17 protein-coding genes and 1 pseudogene are annotated in these 19,420 nt (G+C 40.8%); 6 read left to right on the forward strand and 12 right to left on the reverse strand.

The annotated features are described in order from the left end of the window. Positions 1–52 precede the first annotated feature (52 nt). A complete protein-coding gene (gene zwf, locus ADI76_RS07095) occupies positions 53–1,519 on the forward strand; it encodes a glucose-6-phosphate dehydrogenase (protein ID WP_049515373.1) in 1,467 nt (488 codons plus the stop codon). A 91-nt stretch (positions 1,520–1,610) separates the two neighbouring features. On the opposite strand, the gene ftsY is transcribed toward zwf, so the two are convergent. The 5 genes from ftsY to rnc are packed head-to-tail and all read right to left on the reverse strand — an operon-like array spanning position 1,611 to position 9,112. Continuing rightward, entirely contained in the window at positions 1,611–3,269 is a 1,659-nt protein-coding gene (gene ftsY, locus ADI76_RS07100) for a signal recognition particle-docking protein FtsY (RefSeq protein WP_049515375.1), read from the reverse strand. Next, positions 3,270–4,091, reverse strand: coding sequence for a Cof-type HAD-IIB family hydrolase (locus ADI76_RS07105; RefSeq protein ID WP_049515378.1), 822 nt, complete (start codon positions 4,089–4,091; stop codon positions 3,270–3,272). Then, complete coding sequence (locus tag ADI76_RS07110) at positions 4,088–4,894, reverse strand: Cof-type HAD-IIB family hydrolase (RefSeq protein WP_049490949.1); 807 nt, start codon at positions 4,892–4,894, stop codon at positions 4,088–4,090. Before ADI76_RS07110 ends, ADI76_RS07105 begins: the two co-directional genes overlap by 4 nt. Beyond that, entirely contained in the window at positions 4,884–8,420 is a 3,537-nt protein-coding gene (smc, locus tag ADI76_RS07115) for a chromosome segregation protein SMC (protein WP_049515380.1), read from the reverse strand. The genes ADI76_RS07110 and smc overlap by 11 nt, the downstream gene beginning before the upstream one ends. Next, the gene (gene rnc / locus ADI76_RS07120) at positions 8,411–9,112 is read right to left on the reverse strand and encodes a ribonuclease III (protein WP_049515382.1); all 702 of its coding nucleotides are present in this window, start codon (positions 9,110–9,112) and stop codon (positions 8,411–8,413) included. The genes smc and rnc overlap by 10 nt, the downstream gene beginning before the upstream one ends. 298 nt (positions 9,113–9,410) lie before the next feature. Between rnc and ADI76_RS11710 the strand changes: the two genes are divergently transcribed. The 5 genes and pseudogenes from ADI76_RS11710 (at position 9,411) to ADI76_RS07145 (ending at position 13,572) form a co-directional block, all read left to right on the forward strand. Then, on the forward strand, positions 9,411–9,866 hold the full coding sequence (locus ADI76_RS11710; protein WP_065428412.1) for a hypothetical protein: 456 nt from the start codon (positions 9,411–9,413) through the stop codon (positions 9,864–9,866). A gap of 82 nt (positions 9,867–9,948) precedes the next feature. Beyond that, on the forward strand, positions 9,949–10,905 hold the full coding sequence (locus tag ADI76_RS07130) for an SAP domain-containing protein (RefSeq protein WP_049515384.1): 957 nt from the start codon (positions 9,949–9,951) through the stop codon (positions 10,903–10,905). A 99-nt stretch (positions 10,906–11,004) separates the two neighbouring features. After that, positions 11,005–11,223 (forward strand): annotated as a pseudogene (locus tag ADI76_RS07135) (S24 family peptidase); the annotation flags it as partial. A 74-nt stretch (positions 11,224–11,297) separates the two neighbouring features. Continuing rightward, the gene (locus ADI76_RS07140) at positions 11,298–12,191 is read left to right on the forward strand and encodes a type II toxin-antitoxin system PemK/MazF family toxin (protein ID WP_049515389.1); all 894 of its coding nucleotides are present in this window, start codon (positions 11,298–11,300) and stop codon (positions 12,189–12,191) included. 256 nt (positions 12,192–12,447) lie between these two features. Continuing rightward, positions 12,448–13,572 (forward strand): site-specific integrase, encoded by a 1,125-nt coding sequence (locus ADI76_RS07145; RefSeq protein WP_049515391.1) that lies wholly within the window; start codon positions 12,448–12,450, stop codon positions 13,570–13,572. 116 nt (positions 13,573–13,688) lie between these two features. Here the strand turns inward: ADI76_RS07145 and ADI76_RS07150 are convergent, their stop codons facing one another. The 7 genes from ADI76_RS07150 to yycF form a co-directional block, all read right to left on the reverse strand. Beyond that, positions 13,689–14,075 carry a YbaN family protein gene (locus ADI76_RS07150; protein WP_049515394.1) on the reverse strand — a complete coding sequence of 129 codons (387 nt, stop codon included), beginning with the start codon at positions 14,073–14,075 and terminating at the stop codon, positions 13,689–13,691. Positions 14,076–14,108: 33 nt separating this feature from the next. Beyond that, complete coding sequence (locus tag ADI76_RS07155) at positions 14,109–14,654, reverse strand: hypothetical protein (protein WP_049515397.1); 546 nt, start codon at positions 14,652–14,654, stop codon at positions 14,109–14,111. A 95-nt stretch (positions 14,655–14,749) separates the two neighbouring features. After that, positions 14,750–15,409, reverse strand: a complete 660-nt coding sequence (locus ADI76_RS07160) for a DUF443 family protein (RefSeq protein ID WP_049515398.1) — start codon at positions 15,407–15,409, stop codon at positions 14,750–14,752. Between the two features lie 149 nt (positions 15,410–15,558). Continuing rightward, positions 15,559–16,086 carry a hypothetical protein gene (locus tag ADI76_RS07165; RefSeq protein WP_152905775.1) on the reverse strand — a complete coding sequence of 176 codons (528 nt, stop codon included), beginning with the start codon at positions 16,084–16,086 and terminating at the stop codon, positions 15,559–15,561. 139 nt (positions 16,087–16,225) lie between these two features. Beyond that, on the reverse strand, positions 16,226–17,035 hold the full coding sequence (locus tag ADI76_RS07170; RefSeq protein ID WP_049475139.1) for an MBL fold metallo-hydrolase: 810 nt from the start codon (positions 17,033–17,035) through the stop codon (positions 16,226–16,228). A gap of 7 nt (positions 17,036–17,042) precedes the next feature. Then, a complete protein-coding gene (gene vicK / locus ADI76_RS07175) occupies positions 17,043–18,395 on the reverse strand; it encodes a cell wall metabolism sensor histidine kinase VicK (protein WP_049475138.1) in 1,353 nt (450 codons plus the stop codon). Beyond that, entirely contained in the window at positions 18,388–19,089 is a 702-nt protein-coding gene (yycF, locus tag ADI76_RS07180; RefSeq protein WP_049483721.1) for a response regulator YycF, read from the reverse strand. The genes vicK and yycF overlap by 8 nt, the downstream gene beginning before the upstream one ends. Positions 19,090–19,420: the final 331 nt, after the last annotated feature.

Consider the following 19,420-nt stretch of genomic DNA (forward strand, 5'->3'; position numbering starts at 1 on the left):
TTGTAGATTTTATGGTAAAATATGGTTAATAAGATAGGAAATAGGTACTTAAATGTCTTCAAAAGTTATTGTAACCATTTTCGGGGCCAGTGGAGATTTAGCTAAACGCAAACTCTACCCATCCCTTTTTAGACTCTATAAATCAGGAAATCTATCTGAAAACTTTGCGGTTATCGGAACAGCCCGCAGACCATGGAGCAAGGAATACTTTGAATCAGTCGTGGTAGAATCCATCACAGATCTGGCAGATAGCCCTCAACAAGCTCAAGAATTCGCTAGTCATTTCTACTACCAAAGCCATGATGTCAATGATACCGAACATTACATCGCCCTGCGCGAATTGCAAAATAGCTTGGATGAAAAATACCAAACGGAACACAACAAGGTCTTCTTCTTGTCCATGGCTCCTCAATTTTTTGGAACCATTGCCAAACACCTCAAATCAGAAGGCATTGTGGATGGGCAAGGCTTTGAGCGCTTGATCGTTGAAAAACCTTTCGGTACAGACCTAGAAACGGCAAGTCAGCTCAACAAGGAATTGGAAGAAACCTTTGATGAAGAGCAAATCTTCCGGATCGACCATTACCTTGGCAAAGAAATGATCCAAAATATCTTTGCCATTCGTTTCGGAAATCTTATTTTTGATAACCTTTGGAACCGAGATTTTATTGACAATATCCAAATTACCTTTGCTGAACGCTTGGGAGTTGAAGAACGCGGTGGCTACTATGATCATTCGGGGGCCCTTCGAGATATGGTGCAAAACCATACCCTTCAGCTTTTGTCATTGCTTGCCATGGATAAACCAGCTACCTTTACCAAGGATGCGATTCGGGCAGAAAAAGTTAAAGTTTTTGAGCAATTGTACAATCCAACAGATGAGGAATTAAAGAAATTCTTTATCCGTGGTCAATACCGTTCAGGTACGATCGAAGGGAAAAAAGACATCTCTTATCGCAGCGAGCCCAATGTCGGCCCTGAATCTACTACGGAAACCTATGCTTCTGGGGCATTCTTTGTTGATAGCGATCGCTTCCGTGGAGTTCCTTTCTTCTTCCGTACTGGAAAACGCTTGACGCAAAAAGGAACCATGGTCAATGTGGTCTTCAAGCAAACCGACTCCATCTTTGGACATAGCTTGCAACCTAATGTATTGACCATTTATATCCAACCAAATGAAGGTTTCTCATTGAGCATCAACGGAAAAGAGGTCGGAGAAAAATTCAGCATCGCACCGATTTCCTTTGATTACGAAACAGATGCGACTGCAACTGGAGCTTCCCCAGAGCCTTATGAAAAATTAATTTTTGACGTTTTGAACAATGACTCAACCAATTACAGCCACTGGCACGAAGTTCGTGCTTCATGGCAATTGATTGACCGAATCGAAAAACTATGGGCCGAAAATGGAGCACCACTCTATGAATACAAGTCTGGATCCATGGGACCAACTGCATCCGATGATCTCCTTGCAGAATACGGAGCCGAATGGGTTTGGAAACCTGAACCTAAGAATTAAGGAAAGCCACCTTCGGGTGGTTTTTTTGATAGCGCAAGGAAACAAAAAGACAAATTGTTCTTCCAACAATTTGTCTTTTTCTATTCGACTCTTAAATCAAGCCTTCCAAGAGGCCTCTCATGAAGTTTTCTGAGTGGAATGGTCCGATGTCATCAATCTTTTCTCCGAAACCAATCAACTTCACTGGAATGTCCAACTCTTCACGGATCGCAAGGACGACCCCACCTCGAGCCGTTCCATCGATCTTGGTCAATACAATTCCTGTCACAGGTGTAATTTTTGAAAATTCTTTAGCTTGCACCAAGGCATTTTGACCGGTTGATGCATCGAGGGCTAGCAAGGTTTCATGCGGAGCATCAGGTACCACACGCTTGATAATGCGACCGATTTTTTCCAGCTCGGCCATGAGGTTGTCCTTGTTTTGCAGACGACCAGCTGTATCAATCATCAGAACATCAATGTTTTCAGCGATCGCGCGTTCCATTCCATCAAAGACGACGCTAGCAGGATCTGATTTTTCAGGACCTGTTACAACTGGAACGTCTACACGGCGTCCCCATTCTGCCAGTTGAGCCACTGCTCCTGCACGGAAAGTATCTGCTGCAACCAACATGACTTTCTTGCCCTCTTGTTTGTAGCGGTGGGCTAACTTCCCGATAGATGTGGTTTTACCAACTCCATTGACCCCAACAAAGAGCATGACCGTGAGACCATCTTGAAAACGAATGGCTTCATTAAATTGGCCATCCTTTTCATACAAGTCCACCAATTTTTCGATGATCACGCGCTTGAGAGCATCTGGTTTTTTGGCATTTTCCAAACGGGCTTCATAACGCAACTCTTCGGTTAAATTAGAGGCCACTTGAACCCCAACGTCACTCATGATCAAGAGTTCTTCCAATTCTTCAAAGAATTCTTCATCGACTGAACGGAAATTGGCAAAGAAGGCATTGAGGCGTGCTCCAAATCCAGTCCGTGTCTTTTTCAAGCTACGATCGTATTTTTCCTGAATGGTTTCTTGCTCTGGCTCAACCTCATCTGGAATTGGCGCCTCTGCCTCTTCAACAGTTCTTTCCTCAACGGTTGATGCAGCTTCTCCTTCAGGAAGTCTAGACTCGGCTTCTGCCACTTCTGAAGTTTCCTCCACTTGAGCGATCGCTTCTGATACTTCAGGTTCTGAAACCTCATCCTGAGCTTCTACTAGTTCTGGAGACTCCTCTTCTGTCGTGCTCTCTTCTACTGGCTCAGCGTCAGGTGATGGAGAGGCAATCGGTGACTCTTCTTCCAGGTCTATAACATCAATCTCATCTGCTTCTCCAACGGTTTCAGTTTCTTCCGCTTCAATTTTCACTTCTTCAAGAGGCTCAGTCTCCGTTTCATCAGCTAGTGGTGAAACTTCTTGAGGATTTGCTTCTGTTTGAGCAGGTTCAACGGCAACTGGAGACTCCTCTACTGGTGCTTGGTCTTCAGGAGTCTCTGATGTCACTTTTTCTTCAACAAGAGGTTCCTCTGCCGGCTCTTCTTGAGCGACGGTTGAAACAGGTTGATGAGTGGCTGCAATTCGCGCTTTGAGCTCTTGGTAGTAAGCCTCCATATCAGCGATTTTTTGCTCTTCCTTGCCATTTAAGGTAGCCGCCGGCTCCTCTTTGACAGTTTCTTCAACCTCCGTACTTTCCGTTACTTCTTCTGAAGACGGAAGCACTTTTTCAGTTTCTTCTTTTTTTCCAAATAAACGATCAAATAATCCCATTTATTCACTCTCCTTTAGCACATAATTTTCAATTGCCCATGCGACGGCATCTTGGTCATTGGTCACAGGGGCCACAAGCGCTGCAACTTCCTTCACTGCTGGAATCGCATTGCCCATGGCAACCCCCAGTCCAGCCCATTGTATCATAGACAGGTCATTGGCTTCATCTCCACAGGCCATGACTTGATCTGCCTTAAGACCCAAAATAGCTACCAGTGCCTCTAAACCTGTCGCCTTGTGAACATATTTAGGGCACCATTCCAGCAACATTTCCCGAGATTTAAAAATTTCATAGTCTTGAAATAAGTCCGGCCTAATCTGCTTGATCGCTGCATCTAAAAAGTCTTGATCAACGGCTGTCACACACTTGTTGTAGGAAATCGTGGATGGCAGGTCTTTAAAATCTGTCTCAATAAAGTTCAGGTAGGGATTGTAAAGGGAATAGAGAGACTTTCGATCTGCATGAATCTCATAAACCCTTCCCTCACTGATAGCATCCAGCGGAAGGCCTAGACGAGCTGTTTCAGCATGAATGGTTGCGACATCTTCTGGCGCCAAGACAACTTTTGAGAGGATTTCTCCATTATTTCGCTGCACTAGACCACCGTTGAAGGTAATCGTATACTCTTCTTTGAGGCCTGCTGTTCCCAATTCTTCCAAAAGAAAATCCATGGCTTTCAAGGGGCGACCAGTGGTTAGAACCACCTTGACACCTTGGGCCTGTGCAGCAGCGAGGGCTGCTCTATTGCGAGGGGAGATCTTTTTTTCTGAATTGAGAAGGGTCCCATCTAAATCCAGCGCAATCAAGGAAATCTGACTCATACAATTTCCTCCATGTAGCGTAGGACAGAACCCGTCGCATGGTGGCCGATGACTGTTTCAGCAATCGCTAAGATTTCAGGACGTGCATTTTCTGGCGCTACAGGATGGCCCACGACTTGCATCATATGGAGGTCATTTAGGTTATCTCCAAAAGCCATCACCTGATCCATCGAGATCCCTAGTTTATCCGCTAAGGCAGTAATGGCCACTCCCTTATCGACATAATCGAGGACAATGTCAATCGATTCAAAACCTGTCGTCATCGCTTTGACACCGGGGATATTCTCAGTGACCCATTGCTCACCTTCAAGAACAAGAGCTGCATCAAAGTTGGTGGTCAATTTGAAAATTTCATCCTGAATATCCGCTAGACTTTTCACTTTTTGAATGTTTTCATTGTAGTGCTGACTCAAGGCCAGATAGTCGGGATCTACTGTTTCTAAGACATAGCTTCCTTTTTTTCCCGTCAAAAGCAGTTTATTGGGGTCTGCATAAGGTGAGGATTTCAAAGCTTCAAAAACACCCAAATAAAAGTCTTTGGACATAGTCGCTTCGTAGAGATCTTCTCCATGAAATTCTACCACACTACCATTTTCAGCAATGAAAATCATCTGGTCCTCAAATCCTTTAAAGAGGGATTTGAGAGAAAGAAGGGCACGGCCACTCGCAGCAGCAAAATAAATGCCTTTTTCTTTGCAGCTTGCTAATACCTTGCGTAAAAGGTCTTGATCATACTGATGTTGGTCATTTAGAAAGGTTCCATCCATATCCGTAGCGATCAATTTAATATCATTATTCTTCATTTTCTAAGTCTTTCAATTTTACTGAGACGATTTTAGAAACCCCAGATTCTTGCATGGTCACACCATAGATGGAATCTGCAGCTGACATGGTTCCCTTCCGGTGCGTTACGACAATAAATTGGCTTTCCTTATCAAAGCGGTTCAGATAATCCCCAAAGCGCTTGACATTGGCCTCATCTAGGGCAGCCTCTACCTCATCTAAAATGACAAATGGAATAGTCTTGACACGAATAATCGAGAACAAGAGAGCCAAGGCAGATAAGGCCTTTTCTCCACCACTCATGAGGTTTAAGGATTGGATCTTTTTACCAGGTGGCTGCACAGAAATCTCAACACCAGCTGTCAGAAGATCTGGCTCTGTCAGAATCAAATCAGCAGAACCCCCACCAAACATTTGACGGAAAGTAACTTTAAAGGATTCACGAATGGCTTCAAAAGTTGATTTAAAACGTTCCTTGACTTCGTCATTCATGTCGTTGATGGTAGACAGAAGCATGTTTTTCGCAGCCAAGACATCCTCACGCTGGCTCGAAAGGAAATCAAAGCGCCCCTTCACCTCGTCGTACTGCTCGATCGCATCCACATTGACTGGACCAAGTGCCTTAATATCTTTTTCTATGCTCTTGAGCTGGTTTTCAGCTGCTGCAAGATTTTCAACAGGTTTGGCCTGTTCTTTGGCTTGGTCAAAGCTTTGCATGAATTCATCGGTAATTTGCGTTAAGAGCTTGTTCAAACGATCCGCATGCTTTTCACGTGTCGCTTCAGCCTTGGCTTGTTGACGAATCCACTCTTCGTTTTTCTTGCGCGCTTGTTCCATCTGTTCTGCCACATCTTCGGCCTGGCCTTCCAAATCATCTAGTTCAAAGCGTTTCCGAATGACCCCTTGTTCCAGTTCCGTTTTCTTGGCTTGGGCCTGTGTCAATTGGTTGGCTAGCTGCTCTACATCCACTGTCTGAACTTTGGCCTCGCCTTGTTCAATCAGCAATTGCAACTGATGCTCTTCTACTTCCAACTGAGAGATCGTTTCTTCCAAGCGACGAGCATCTGTTTGTTCGTAGCTTTGTTGGCTCTTATATTCCGTCTGTTGGAGTCGCAATTCTGCCAATTGCTCTTGCAGGTTTTGCACCTTTTGTTGTAGGACATCTTTATCCGACTTCATGGTTTCAATGTCGCGATTCAAGTTTTCTTTTTGAAGCTCAATGGCTGCCAATTGCTCAGTAAGGGACTCCTGCTCTTCTTGTAGAGATTGGGTCGCATCTGTTGCCAATTCTGACTTCAAAGCCTCTAAGAGTTCCTGAATTTCTTTCAGTTGCTCTTGGCTTTGTTGGTAGGCCAATTGGGCCCGCTGTTGCTCCAGACGCGCTTGCTCACCCTGGCTTTGAATAGAGGCCAAGTATTCTTGCGCCTGCTTGAGCAGATTGTCCTTGGTCTCTACCTCCTGCTCTGCTTCTCTTAAACGAGCATCCAGAGCTTGCATTTCCTGTTTTAAACTATCTAATTCTGGTTTGACAAAGACTGTATTTTGGGAACGATTGGCACCACCAGCGTAAGATCCACCCGTCCGCAATTCGGTCCCATCCAGGGTCACCATCCGAACTTGATAGTTGACTGTACGAGCCGCCTCACGCGCATGCTCCGTCGTGTCAAAGATGGCCGTTACTCCAAGCAAGTTTTGGAAAATCTGTTCAAAACGATGCTCATAGGTCATCAAGTCACTCGCAATTCCTAAAAATCCTGCACTGGTTTGAATCAACTCCAGATTACGAGAAGAGAGTTGACGGGCTTTGATCGTCGTGAGCGGTAAGAAAGTAGCCCGTCCTAAGCGATTGCGTTTCAAGTAGTCAATCGCTCGTGTTGCGGCCTTTTCATCCTCGACAATGATCTGTTGGCTACTAGCTCCCAGAGCAATTTCAAGCGCCGTCTGGTAGTCTTTTGAAAAACTCAAATTCTCACTAACAGCCCCACAGATGCCTCCTAGACGGTCCGCTTCTTGCAAGACACTCTTGACACCTGCATAGAAGTTACTATGGTTCTTCTGGATGGCTTCCAAACTATTGATCCGCGCCCGTTTGTTTTTGCTCTCATCCATCAAGTCAAACATGGCCTTTTGAGCCTCTTGGTAGGCGGCTTTGGCCTGCTCCACTTTTACCAATTGATCTTGGTATTCTGCTAATAGACCTTTGACCGTCGCTTGTGCCTGATCCAACTCCTCCAATTGTCGAACTTCTTTTTCCTTAGCAGCTTCAAAATTGGATTGCGCCTTGGTCAAGTCCTCTTGACGATGGCTAGATTCTTGCAGTAGTGCTTGGATCCGGCTCTCAATCGCTGTCCGCTCATTCGATTTTTCAGCCTCTGTCTGCAAGAGCGCGACATACTGCTCACGTAGATGCTCAATGACTTGTTCCGGATCTTCTTCATAGTTGGCTAATTCTTTTTCCAACTCGTCTTGTTGCTGACGGTTCTCTATCAGTCTTTGTTGAAGAGTTGCTAGCGTCTCTTGTTTTTGAGCCAGCTCTTTTTTCGCTTCTTCCAGACGGGCCAAAACAGCATCTAGTCGCTCTAGATTTTCCTTGCGACTATGGGCTGCCTGGCTTGATTGCAGCTTAGCGACTTCGATTTGCTTTTCCAAATCACTGATCAGACGAGTAACCTCAAGCAAACTGGCCTGATCTTCAGCCAAGCTCGCATCCAACTGATGGCGGGCTTTCTTGATGCGGAGGTTATCTTCTTCTAAGACCTGACGACGTTGGTAATAAGAGGCCAACTGTTCTTGAATGGCTTTTTCCTCTTGATCAGCCTTTTCATAAAGGTCCTTTGTCAGATCGACTTGAGCGACTAAAACGTCCAGTAAGAGAACCTGGCGTTCTTGGTCTAATTCCAAGAAACGACGAGCAACCGTTGCTTGCTTTTCAAGAGGCTGGATTTGTCCTTCTAATTCATAGAGGATGTCCTCTAGACGGTCCAAATTCTCCTGGGTTTGATTCAGCTTGGTCTCCGTTTCCTTGCGCCGCGTCTTAAATTTCAAGACACCAGCAGCTTCCTCAAAGATAGCCCGGCGTTCTTCCGGTTTGGAGTTAAAGATTTCCTCTACACGACCTTGGGAGATAATCGAGAAAGAATCCCGTCCCAACCCAGTATCCATGAACAAATCATGCACATCTCTGAGACGTACTTTCTTACCATCGATCTTGTACTCGCTGTCTCCCGAGCGATAAATATGGCGTTCGACCCGAATTTCTTTCCCCGCTTGTTGGATAAAACCATCCTGGTTATCTAAGACAACCGTGACACAAGCATAATTCAGCGGTTTACGCGATTCTGTCCCTGCAAAGATAACATCGGGCATCTTGCCCCCACGTAGACTCTTGACACTGGATTCACCCAAGGCCCAACGCAAGCTCTCTGTGATATTTGATTTTCCAGATCCATTAGGCCCTACAACGGCAGTAACCCCTTTGTCAAATACGACCTTGGTCTTATCCGCAAAGGATTTGAAGCCTTGGATTTCAATCTCTTTTAGATACATGAGCCATCATTCCTCGTTTCAACTGCATTGCGGGCTGCTTCCTGTTCCGCTAATTTCTTGGAGCGACCATGACCGTGTCCTAGGGTTTTGCCGTTCACGAACACTTCCACTTCAAACTCCTTTGCATGAGCGGGACCAGACTCATTTACCACTTGGTACTGAATTTCCACATCCCCGTGAACCTGCAACAGTTCTTGCAAACGGGTCTTGTAGTCAATAACTTGGGAAAATTGACCCGTTTCAACCTTAGGAATCATGACCTGATAGACAAAGCGCTTGACAGCTTCCACTCCTTGATCTAAGAGCAAGGCACCTAAAAAGGCTTCAAACAAATCGCCAAGAATCGTATCGCGGTCCCGACCGCCTGATTTTTCTTCGCCTTTGCCTAGTTTGATATAACGGTCAAATTGGCAATCCCGAGAAAAACCAGCCAGACTTTCTTCACGGACAATCATGGAACGGAATTTAGACAAATCTCCCTCAGGTCTGTTTGGGTGTTCCTTATACAAATATTCGGAAATAACTAATTGAAGAACAGCGTCTCCTAAAAATTCCAAACGTTCGTTATGTGAAATTTTTAAGAGGCGGTGCTCATTGGCATAAGACGTGTGTGTAAAAGCTGTATCTAATAAACTGCTATCTGAAAAAACGATCTGAAACCGTTCCGATAACAGGGCTTGTAATTTCTCCATAGGAAGCCTACTTTCTAATAAATTCATACCTTTAAGTATACCAAAAATTTATAATGAATGCTATTAGATATCAGTTAGGTTCGGTTAGATATCGATCAAATTAATTGAATACCGTGTTTGTAAAATTACTTCATGAATAATATTCATCTTCAATTTCCGTATTTCTAAATCTTATTAAACTAACATCCATTTCCTTCGGTCGGTTATATTTCTTCCCTCCTTGTTATTTCATTCCCTATTGTTATTTGTTATAATTAAAACATAAACGTTTGGGATTGAAATATTAAGGAGTATTACTATGAAAATAGGAGTTAGAAAACCTAGTCTTTCAAAAAGTCTAAAAGCTAGAACCACTTCCAAATTAAAAAGGCAGGTTAAACGATCTGTTCTACCAACTTATGGTCAAAAAGGAACCGATATTATTAAAAATCCTAAGCGTGCTATCTACAACAAAATTTACAATCAAACTACTGTCGATGCTTTAGGAAGCATAAAAAAAGGAAAATCACAGAAACAAAATCAAGCGATTAACACATTGGTTGATAAAAAAATCCACCCTGCATCTTCGTGGTACTTTCCAGTGGGGTTGCTTGCGTTTTGTACCTTGTTGTATTTCGTCATAAACCCAACAATTGGATTTATTCTTTTGTGTTTGACTATTATTTTATATATTGTAAACATCAAAAATAATCCTTTTAAAACAAAAAAAGATATCCAAGAAGCCTTGGACGAAATTCAGAAATCTGAAGAATGAACCTCGAAATAGAGAGGTTATGAACAATGTTAGTTGGATCCTTGAACATGAATAAGTGATGTTGTTAATGAAAGGATAATAAATGGGTTTTATAAAGAAGATGTTTGATCATTTCAAACAAACTGCTACTGCTACTGAAACTAATAAGATAACACGTGAAGATGATACGCTACAAATTGGTGATATAGTTCTTTTGTATTGGATTGATACAAACAATGGGGATTTTTTCCCATCATATTTTGAACAGGAATATAAAATCAACCCTCAACTTCATAGAAATAAATTAATCCGACTAGGATTGCTGACATTTCAAAAATCAGAAAAAAGTTTATCTAAGCTTAAAGTTGCAGAGTTAAAAGAGATTTTAAAAGCTAAGTCTTTGCCAGTTAGTGGTAAAAAATATGACCTCATACAAAGAATTATGAATAATTTTGATCTGCTAGAAGATAGTATCCCATCATCGATTTGTACCACGAATACAGGGCAACAGATTTTAATTAATTACGAAGATCTTATTAGAGCACACAAAGATCCATATATATCGGCAATTGAATATATGGAATACTCTGAAAATGACCCTTACCTTTCATATGACATTATTAAAATTAAAATTTTGAACGACCGGATCAATAACAATATCAACTCTAAATTATTTGGTCTTGTTAGAAATGACTGCCATGCCTTTGGTTGCTTCTTTCTAGATAAGAAAGATTATAAGTTAGCATTGAAATATTTTATCGAAACAATGTTATTTGATTGTTCTGGTCTTAGTAATAGTTATGAGTATATAAAAGGTCCTATCTATAGCCCACCTATGACTAATAGTTATGTTGTTACAACTATCCGCAATATCGCAGAAGAGTGCGACTTAGATGATTATAATTCCGCATTTGAACTTGCAAAAAAAGAAATAGAAAGCTTGAAGAAAAAAATGTTTCTTACAGAAGGAGACTTTAGTTTTATTAAGAGTAACCTTCTGACAGAAGATCTTTTCGTAATAGAAGAATATCTTAAAAAATACAGTGAATTCGCCCTTTAATTCTTAATAGACAGCTGGCATTCATCAATAAACATTGATTTCGGCGGTCCTTAAAATGTAAATAGGAATTAAAAGAGGAGGTTCATTGTGCTCATTTTTGGTGATTATGTATTTGTAAAATTGACAGTAGAGCTTCCAATTAAAACAGTTGGAGTGTTTGACTACGAGGGAGAGGCCTATATCAAACAACTTATTATCGAGAAAGACATGGCATATTTAAGAAGTTTTAACAAGAAATACAAAGATATACCGATTGATTCAAACAGTGATTTTAGGATCATTGGTAAAGTTGTAGATGTGTACAGGGAAGAAAAATAAAAAAACCATTGTAAATTAAATGATGGTGGTTGACGAATATAATGATTTGATTAGCTAGAAAGGAAACATTTATTATGGGAAGTGATAGAACCAACCAAGAAATAGCAATCTATACTGCAACTGTAATCCAAGAACTAGAGGATTATCTCCAACATCTTCAGCAAATTGGAGATCAAGAAAATAAGCGATCTGAAAAAATAGCCCAATGGGTCGAAAACTGGACTAAGTATTTAAATACAGAAAAGAAATTTAACTCTAGGAGTATTAAGGCTTTAAAAAGGGGGAGTATTGTTTATGCCGACTTTGGATTTAACGTTGGAATGGAATATGGCGGACTTCATTATGCAATAGTTCTAAATAAAAAAGATTCCCGTTTAAATCATCTTCTTCAAGTTTTACCTCTGACATCTGTAAAAGAAACTACAGACATGGATAATCTAAAATATTTTCAATTGCCAATTGGTGACGAAGTATTTCAATTATTAAGAAGTAAGGCAATACTAAATACCAATGAGTTAACTGCATTATATGACCGCTATTCCCAAAAAAAGAAAGAATTAAATGAAAGGGCAAAGGTAATAGATTCATTGGTTCGTGACAATAAAAAGGCGATTGAAAATATTGAAAATTCAACACAAAATGATATAGATCCTTCTTTTGCAAATCAGTTACGCACCATTGAGAATAATTTAGACTTCGCAAATATTGAGGCGGGCAAAATTAAACAAGAATTAGACGAGAACAATAAGTTACTTACAGAAATTGTTGAGAAACTAGAGTATGCTCAGAAAACTGTTATAAAAACACAGAATATGAATAAAGATAGCATAGTTCTATTAAATCAGGTAACGACAATTAGTAAAATGAGGCTCTACGATCCCAAAAATAATAGTTCAATTTTGAATGGTATTGTACTTTCCGATGATACTATGGACAAAATAGATGAAGCGTTAAAGAAGATTTTCTAAAATCCGACTATTTTTCTTGACTTTTACTTCATTTAGGGTTAGAATTATATCATAAGGTCGCTTGACGACAAAATATATGATACTGTCCCGAGAGGACAATTCTAGCCTTACTCTTACGAGTAGGGCTTTTAATTTTTTTTAAACCTCCACACCGCCGACAAAAACAAGTTGAAATATAAAACAAAAAAACGCCCCGAAAGATGGGACGTTAGATAGGAAAGATATACATAGTATAGCATATCAACGGTACTTTGTCATGATTAAAAAATACCAAACTAAAGACGGGGAAACTCGTTATATGCTCCAAGCATATTTAGGAGTAGACCCCTTTACTGGAAAGCAAAAGCGCACCACACGTAGGGGTTTTAAAACGCAAAAGGAAGCCAAGAAAGCAGAACGGGAGCTGCTGCTATCAATTGAGGAGAATGGATTTACAGACCACTCCAGCAAACCGACATTTAAGGAAGTAGCTGACCTATGGTTGGAAAGCTATGAAACGACTGTGAAGCCTACGACCTACCAGAACACGAAAAATTATCTCAATGCTATCATAGAGAATCATTTTAAAGATATCAGAATAGAGAGCGTGTCTGTGGCCATGATGCAGAAGATAGTTATAGAATTAAGTAAGAAGTACGTGACTTATTTAAACTATCTGTCAATTATCAATAGAGTGTTTAAGTATGCTGTACATCTCGATATTATCCAAACTAATCCAGTCGATAGGATCATACGGCCAAAGCAGCAGAAACCACGGAAAGAAAAGATAGCACTCACAAAAGAGGAATTAAATAAATTTCTTACGCTTGCTAAAAAAGATGCCAGACCAGTTTTATATACTGCATGGCATACGCTAGCCTATACTGGATTAAGACGAGGGGAGTTGTTAGGGCTTGAATGGTCTGATATTGATTTCAAAAACAAGACGGTATCAGTCAGCAAGACACTGGTCACAATTAATGGCAAGTTATCCACCCAAACTCCTAAAACCAAGCGTAGTACACGGACGATCTCGCTGGATGAAAACACGGTACAGGCATTAAAAGAGTGGAAGCTAGAGCAAAAGAAACTGTTTTTTAAATATGGTGTTAAGTCAAGAAACATCGTCATCACCAACACCAAGGGCGGTTACTTCGACTTTGCCCATTTTAGGGACGAATTGCGGTATTTCCTTGGAAAACACAAGCTGAAACAATTCAGTGTGCATGGTCTACGGCACACACACGCTAGTCTACTGTTCGAGGCTGGCATAGAGCCTAAAACGATATCAGACAGATTAGGTCACTCAAACATTCAAATGACATTAGATATGTACACACACTTAAATGATAAACAGCGGTCAGATGTTGCAGATCGCTTATTAAAATTCCTTGAAGCGTAGTCAAAAACGTAGTCAGCACACGAAAACCCTTGGTACACAAGGGTTTTTACTTTTATACCAAAAAAGAAGCACGAACGCACTTCTTTTCCTAGTTCTAGGGCCTGATTTCTCCATTTTTAATTAGGATCTTCGTCTGTTGGTTTTTCAGGCTTATTGGGGATCACTTTTAAGAGATAAAAGGTGATAAAAATCGTCAAAGCTCCTAAAGCAAGCTTCACCCAAATAATCGGTGCTAGATAGATGGAAATGCCCATCAGAATGTAGATCTGAAGAAGGATCCATTTTTTCCGTTCTTTTGCAATCGATTTGGTCTCTCGGTAATCCGCCACATAGGTCTGATAAAGCTTGGTCTGGTAAAGCCAAGTTTCAAAGCGTTTGGAACTTTTAGCAAAGCAAGCCATCGACAGCAATAAAAAGGGGGTTGTCGGTAAAATTGGCAAAGGAATCCCAATAATTCCTAGTCCCAATGATATAAAACCAATCGTAAGATAAACAAGGCGCATTTTTTTCTCCTTTGTATGTTTCTTGTTTCATAATCACTCTACAGCGTTCACATCTGACATTTGAAGTGTCATCTTAGAGGGGTCTGACATTCCATCCACAATACTCTGTTGTTCCTCATTTAATGGCAATAAGATTAGAGTTGCTGTATGAGAGGGTAATTCACCACTATCTTTGATGAAATAGCTAACCTTTTGATTCTCAAAAATAGTCTTGCTATCATAAGACCAAGAAATCGAAAAATTCAAATCTTTCTTGATATCCACATCTGTCTTATTGACCAACATGAGTGCCGCCCTGCCATCTGAAACAGCCCCAGTAAAATAGATCGCCATATGACCTTCACTTCCGAGTTCAGGATGTTCTTTAACTAATTTCTTCCCTAACTCAATAAGATCGGACGTCTTTCCTTCATATTGAGGGGCCACCACAAATTTCAATTCTTTTTCTTTTTTAGAAGACTCTGATACTTTTGTTTCCTTCGCCGTTTGAGTGGAGGTTGACTCTTTCGTATCTTGCTTAGACTGACTACAAGCTGTTAAAGCAACTATACTTGCCAGTAATAACATCATCTTTTTCATTTCTATTTTTCCTTTCCTATAATTAATAGTTATCCCACTGCCATTCAGATTACTGCCTTATTGTTCTATTTGAATTTTTTATATGCACTTCTAGATTATTTTATTTTAGCTTTGAAAGTTGACTCAGCTGAGAAATAGATTGTATTTCCAGACAATAAAAAATTGAGTGCAAAAACAAATAAACCTAAATGAACTACAAAGTTCGGAGCAAAATTAGTTATTACCGCATAACAAACCACACCAACAATGATAAGAGAAATCGTTGGCATTAGAAGCGATAAAAAAATAAATTTTAATGTTGTTGGGACACAATATACTTTGATAAGATGATCATTATTCTCTAGCATGGACACAATTTTTCTTCTGCTCATCCACACGCGAATTCCCATCACAATACCAAAAACGAATAACGTCAATCCAATATTGAGTAAATGAGAGTTGAAGTACAGATAATCTTCAATCGGAAACGCTCTCGATAAAAGCAATGCCACAAACGCAGCTCCAGAAGCTGTAATTCCTTTGTTATGTGTTAAACCATTCCTTTGCTTGTCGTTTCTAGATGTTGTTAATGTGTTAAATTCATCCTCAGTTAACCGAATAGCCCAATGGGATGTAAAATACAAAAACCACGGAAAAAAGTATGAGATTATAAAAGGACGATCCACGTCTACTAAATAATGCTCATTATCTACATTTAGAATGCGATAGCGAAAATTTTTTTTTGCTAAATGTTCTATGTTTGCTTTTTTAAGCATAAACAACCTTTCTATTCATATCAATTCATCAAGGAGATTTTTAAATGATGAACCACCCAAAATTTCTTGCCCCCTATTATCACTCATTAAATCTCTGAGTAAAGATGCAATGTTTTCAGTTTATTGCAGTATTACATATTTTGATGGAATTATTGTCCGGATGATTCCGTTTGACGCTTCAATAGTTTAAGAATCTTTCTTGTCTTAATTTCCTGATGAAAATGCATCACACAAGCAAAAGCAAGAAGGTAGATCATCAGACACAAAAAATCAGTTTCTCTGATAAAAGTAACCAAGAAAAAAATCCCTAAAAAAGCAAAAAGAATCTTCATAATAAAAATTGCAAGCACCTTTGCTCTAAGTGTTTTGCGCTCTTTTTCCTTCAAAACAACTGTTTTCCAATCAGTTCTCGGATCTTTTTTTCTCGCCTTCGCTATCATCAACATTCCGAAAACTATTAGAGTTCCAATCATTGCAATACTGATATTAATCGTATACGGTAAGGTCCCAAAGGCTGAATTTAAGGCACTTGCAATTCCTTTTAAAAGAAAGACTGTAAGTGGAGCAGCAACCATTATCCAATTGGAAGTATTTTTTTGATCTTGATATTGAAATACTTCGTTTTCTTCATCAAAATAAATCCATTTCAAATCCAAATAACCGATATATGTTTTCACAATTAACATTTCTCCGTCAATTTATTAATGAGATAAAGTACTCTTATCATACACGAATTTAAGGTAAAGAGCAAATCCATCACTAGATGAAGGGATTTTCAACAGCTATCAAAAAACCACCCGCAGGTGGTTCTCTATCTTATATCTTCGTCAAAGGAGTCGCGGTATCTGGCGAGGTATCCAGCACCTCAAAATCATGACCGACTGCTAGATCTGCTCGAGCCAGTTGGTTCTCCATGGTCATATGGGCCAATTCTTTGATATTATTCTCTTTTGACAAATGCCCCAGATAAATCTTCTTGGTACGATTTCCCAAGGTCCGGATCATGGCATCTGCCCCATCTTCATTAGAAAGGTGGCCTAGGTCAGACAAGATCCGTTGCTTCAAACGCCAAGCATACGAACCTGCTCGAAGAATCTCCACATCATGGTTGGACTCAATCAGATAGCCATCCGCATCCGCGACGATTCCTGCTAAGCGATCACTCACATAGCCCGTATCCGTCAGCATGACAAAGCTCTTCCCATCCTTCATCAAGCGATAAAATTGAGGGGCTGCAGCATCGTGACTAACGCCAAAGCTCTCAATATCAATATCTCCGAAAGTCTTGGTCTTGCCCATTTCAAAGATATGCTTTTGAGCATCATCGACCTTTCCTAGATACTTGGTGCCTTCCATAGCCTTCCAAGTGGCTTCATTAGCATATAGATCCATCCCATATTTCCGCGCTAAAACACCCACACCATGGATATGGTCTGAGTGTTCGTGCGTAATCAGAATGGCATCTAAATCTTCTGGTTTGCGATCAATTTCAGCCAATAGTCCCGTAATCTTTTTCCCTGATAGACCTGCATCAATGAGCAGTTTTTTCTTTGGTGTCTCAAGGTAGAAAGAATTTCCACTAGAACCTGAAGCTAAAATACTGTACTTAAATCCCTCTTCTGTCATTGACTCCTTATTCTTCCTCTTCTGTATCCCAGTCGTCTTTAATTGCATCTTTGTCGTACGGCAAGACAATGGTAAAGGTAGATCCCTTACCATATTCACTCTTGGCCCAAATAAAGCCTTTGTGTTGCTTAATGATCTCCTTAGCAATGGCTAAGCCCAGACCCGTCCCGCCTTGGGCCCGGCTACGCGCCTTATCCACTCGGTAAAAACGATCAAAAATTCGTGGCAAGTCTTTCTTGGGAATTCCCAAGCCCTCATCTGAGATAGAGATAATCAACTGGGCATCTGTTGTTTTCATCCCTACCTTGATTTTCCCACCATCGGGTGAGTATTTGATGGCATTGTTCAAGATATTGTCGATTACCTGGGTCATTTTATCCGTATCAATTTCAACCCAAATCGGGGTGATTGGATATTCACGAATCAGTTCATACTTCTTGGTATCTTCTTGCGATTGACTCTTGATCTTATCAAACCGGTTTAAAATAAAGGTAATAAAGGCTGTAAAGTTGGTCAACTCGATGTCCAACTGACTAGTTTCATTATCGATTCGTGACAAGCTCAAAAGATCTGTGACCATACGCATCATGCGGTTGGTTTCATTCAGTGAAACCTTGACAAAATCTGGTGCCACCGGCTCTGACAAAGCGCCATCATCTAGGGCTTCCAGATAGGATTTCACACTGGTCAAAGGTGTTCGCAGTTCATGACTTACATTGGAGACAAAGAGGCGACGTTCCCGTTCTTCCTTGTCCTGCTCTGTCGTATCGTGCAAGACAGCTACCAGACCAGAGATAAAACCTGACTCGCGACGAATCAAGGCAAAGCGCACACGAAGGCTTAAGTATTCTCCATTTTCATCCTGGGAATCGATGGTTAACTCTGGTACTTCAGTAATCAAGCTTCGCAGGTCATAGTCGTCTCCAAGCGAAAGCAAATCTAAAATACTGGTATTGAGCACCTCATCTGGATTGACATTCAATTGCTTGGCTGCCATTTCATTGACCATGATGATCTGACCCCGTCTGTTGGTCGCAAGCACTCCATCTGTCATATAGGCTAGAATACTAGTCAGCCGCTTGGTTTCCTGCTCTAGGTTTTCATGCGTCAGACGAATGACCTCAGATAGATCATTGATACTGTTGGTCATATCGGTCAGCTCTGGGCTTCCTTGCATGTCGACCACTTCAGAGTAATCCCCAGCAATCAGATCTTTAATTTTGGCGTTTAGTTGTCGGAGCTTGATATTGTCCCTACGGTTTTCTAGGAGAAGCAAGGCAACCACAATGATAAACCCAACCGTAATCAGAACAAAGACAAAGTTCGACGACATGACAAATTGTTTTAGTTGATCAATCATTGTTTCTCATATAATATCCGACACCACGGCGGGTCAAGATATATTCTGGACGCCCCGGTGTGTCCTCGATTTTTTCACGCAAACGACGAACCGTCACATCCACCGTCCGAACATCACCAAAGTAATCATAGCCCCACACCGTCTCAAGAAGGTGCTCACGGGTCATGACTTGACCGACATGGGTCGCAAGGTGATAGAGCAATTCAAACTCACGATGGGTCAAGTCCAATTCTTTGTTGGCCTTTTGAACCAAGAAAGCGTCTGGAAGGATGTGAAGATCACCAATTACAATTTCCGTATCGGCCTCATTTTCAAGCTGAGGATCCGCTGCAAACTCGGAACGACGTAACAAGGCCTTCACACGCGCTTGCAATTCCCGATTAGAGAAGGGTTTGGTTACATAGTCATCTGCCCCAATTTCAAGACCGATCACCTTATCAAATTCTGTATCTTTGGCAGAAAGGACAATGATGGGCACATTGCTGGTCTTGCGAATCGTACGCGCCACTTCCAGACCATCAATCTCTGGCAACATCAAATCTAGAATAATAATATCCGGATTCTCAGCCGCAAAGACTTCCAAAGCTTCCCGGCCATCAAAGGCTGTCAAGACTTCATAGCCCTCTTTTGCCATGTTAAATTTGATAATATCTGAAATTGGTTTTTCATCATCAACTACTAATATTTTTTTCATCTTACATACCTGTTTCTAATGCTTCTTTTCCTAATCAATCTCTATCTTCTTATTATATCAAACTTATGAAGAAATGTGGAGCCTCAATTGCTGGACTTTCCAATAAGAAAGGGAAAAAAGACCGAGATGTTAAAATCTCAGTCTCAGAAAAAACGAATGATATGTAGAAGATAAAATCACTTGAGTAATTCTAAAAAAAGTTAATTTCCTACTTGCTAGAATGAATGAATCATTTATTAAAAACTTTCCGTCGCGAGAAAAATGAGAGTGGGACAAAAGTCCTAGCCTCTCAATTGTTTTTGGATTGTCGAGCAAGACGCAGTGGTTGAGT

The sequence above is a fragment of the Streptococcus parasanguinis genome, from assembly GCF_001074805.1.
GTDB classification, from domain to species: Bacteria; Bacillota; Bacilli; order Lactobacillales; family Streptococcaceae; genus Streptococcus; species Streptococcus parasanguinis_A.

What these genes read in the sequence shown, in the direction of transcription:
- ADI76_RS07130 (WP_049515384.1), top strand. Translation starts at nt 9,949, where the DNA reads ATGGGTTTTATAAAGAAGATGTTTGATCATTTCAAACAAACTGCTACT.
- ADI76_RS07160 (WP_049515398.1), bottom strand. Translation starts at nt 15,409, where the DNA reads ATGCTTAAAAAAGCAAACATAGAACATTTAGCAAAAAAAAATTTTCGC.
- yycF (WP_049483721.1), bottom strand. Translation starts at nt 19,089, where the DNA reads ATGAAAAAAATATTAGTAGTTGATGATGAAAAACCAATTTCAGATATT.
- ADI76_RS07110 (WP_049490949.1), bottom strand. Translation starts at nt 4,894, where the DNA reads ATGAAGAATAATGATATTAAATTGATCGCTACGGATATGGATGGAACC.
- rnc (WP_049515382.1), bottom strand. Translation starts at nt 9,112, where the DNA reads ATGGAGAAATTACAAGCCCTGTTATCGGAACGGTTTCAGATCGTTTTT.
- ADI76_RS11710 (WP_065428412.1), top strand. Translation starts at nt 9,411, where the DNA reads ATGAAAATAGGAGTTAGAAAACCTAGTCTTTCAAAAAGTCTAAAAGCT.
- ADI76_RS07155 (WP_049515397.1), bottom strand. Translation starts at nt 14,654, where the DNA reads ATGAAAAAGATGATGTTATTACTGGCAAGTATAGTTGCTTTAACAGCT.
- smc (WP_049515380.1), bottom strand. Translation starts at nt 8,420, where the DNA reads ATGTATCTAAAAGAGATTGAAATCCAAGGCTTCAAATCCTTTGCGGAT.
- ADI76_RS07145 (WP_049515391.1), top strand. Translation starts at nt 12,448, where the DNA reads ATGATTAAAAAATACCAAACTAAAGACGGGGAAACTCGTTATATGCTC.
- ADI76_RS07150 (WP_049515394.1), bottom strand. Translation starts at nt 14,075, where the DNA reads ATGCGCCTTGTTTATCTTACGATTGGTTTTATATCATTGGGACTAGGA.
- ADI76_RS07105 (WP_049515378.1), bottom strand. Translation starts at nt 4,091, where the DNA reads ATGAGTCAGATTTCCTTGATTGCGCTGGATTTAGATGGGACCCTTCTC.
- ADI76_RS07170 (WP_049475139.1), bottom strand. Translation starts at nt 17,035, where the DNA reads ATGACAGAAGAGGGATTTAAGTACAGTATTTTAGCTTCAGGTTCTAGT.
- ftsY (WP_049515375.1), bottom strand. Translation starts at nt 3,269, where the DNA reads ATGGGATTATTTGATCGTTTATTTGGAAAAAAAGAAGAAACTGAAAAA.
- zwf (WP_049515373.1), top strand. Translation starts at nt 53, where the DNA reads ATGTCTTCAAAAGTTATTGTAACCATTTTCGGGGCCAGTGGAGATTTA.
- vicK (WP_049475138.1), bottom strand. Translation starts at nt 18,395, where the DNA reads ATGATTGATCAACTAAAACAATTTGTCATGTCGTCGAACTTTGTCTTT.
- ADI76_RS07140 (WP_049515389.1), top strand. Translation starts at nt 11,298, where the DNA reads ATGGGAAGTGATAGAACCAACCAAGAAATAGCAATCTATACTGCAACT.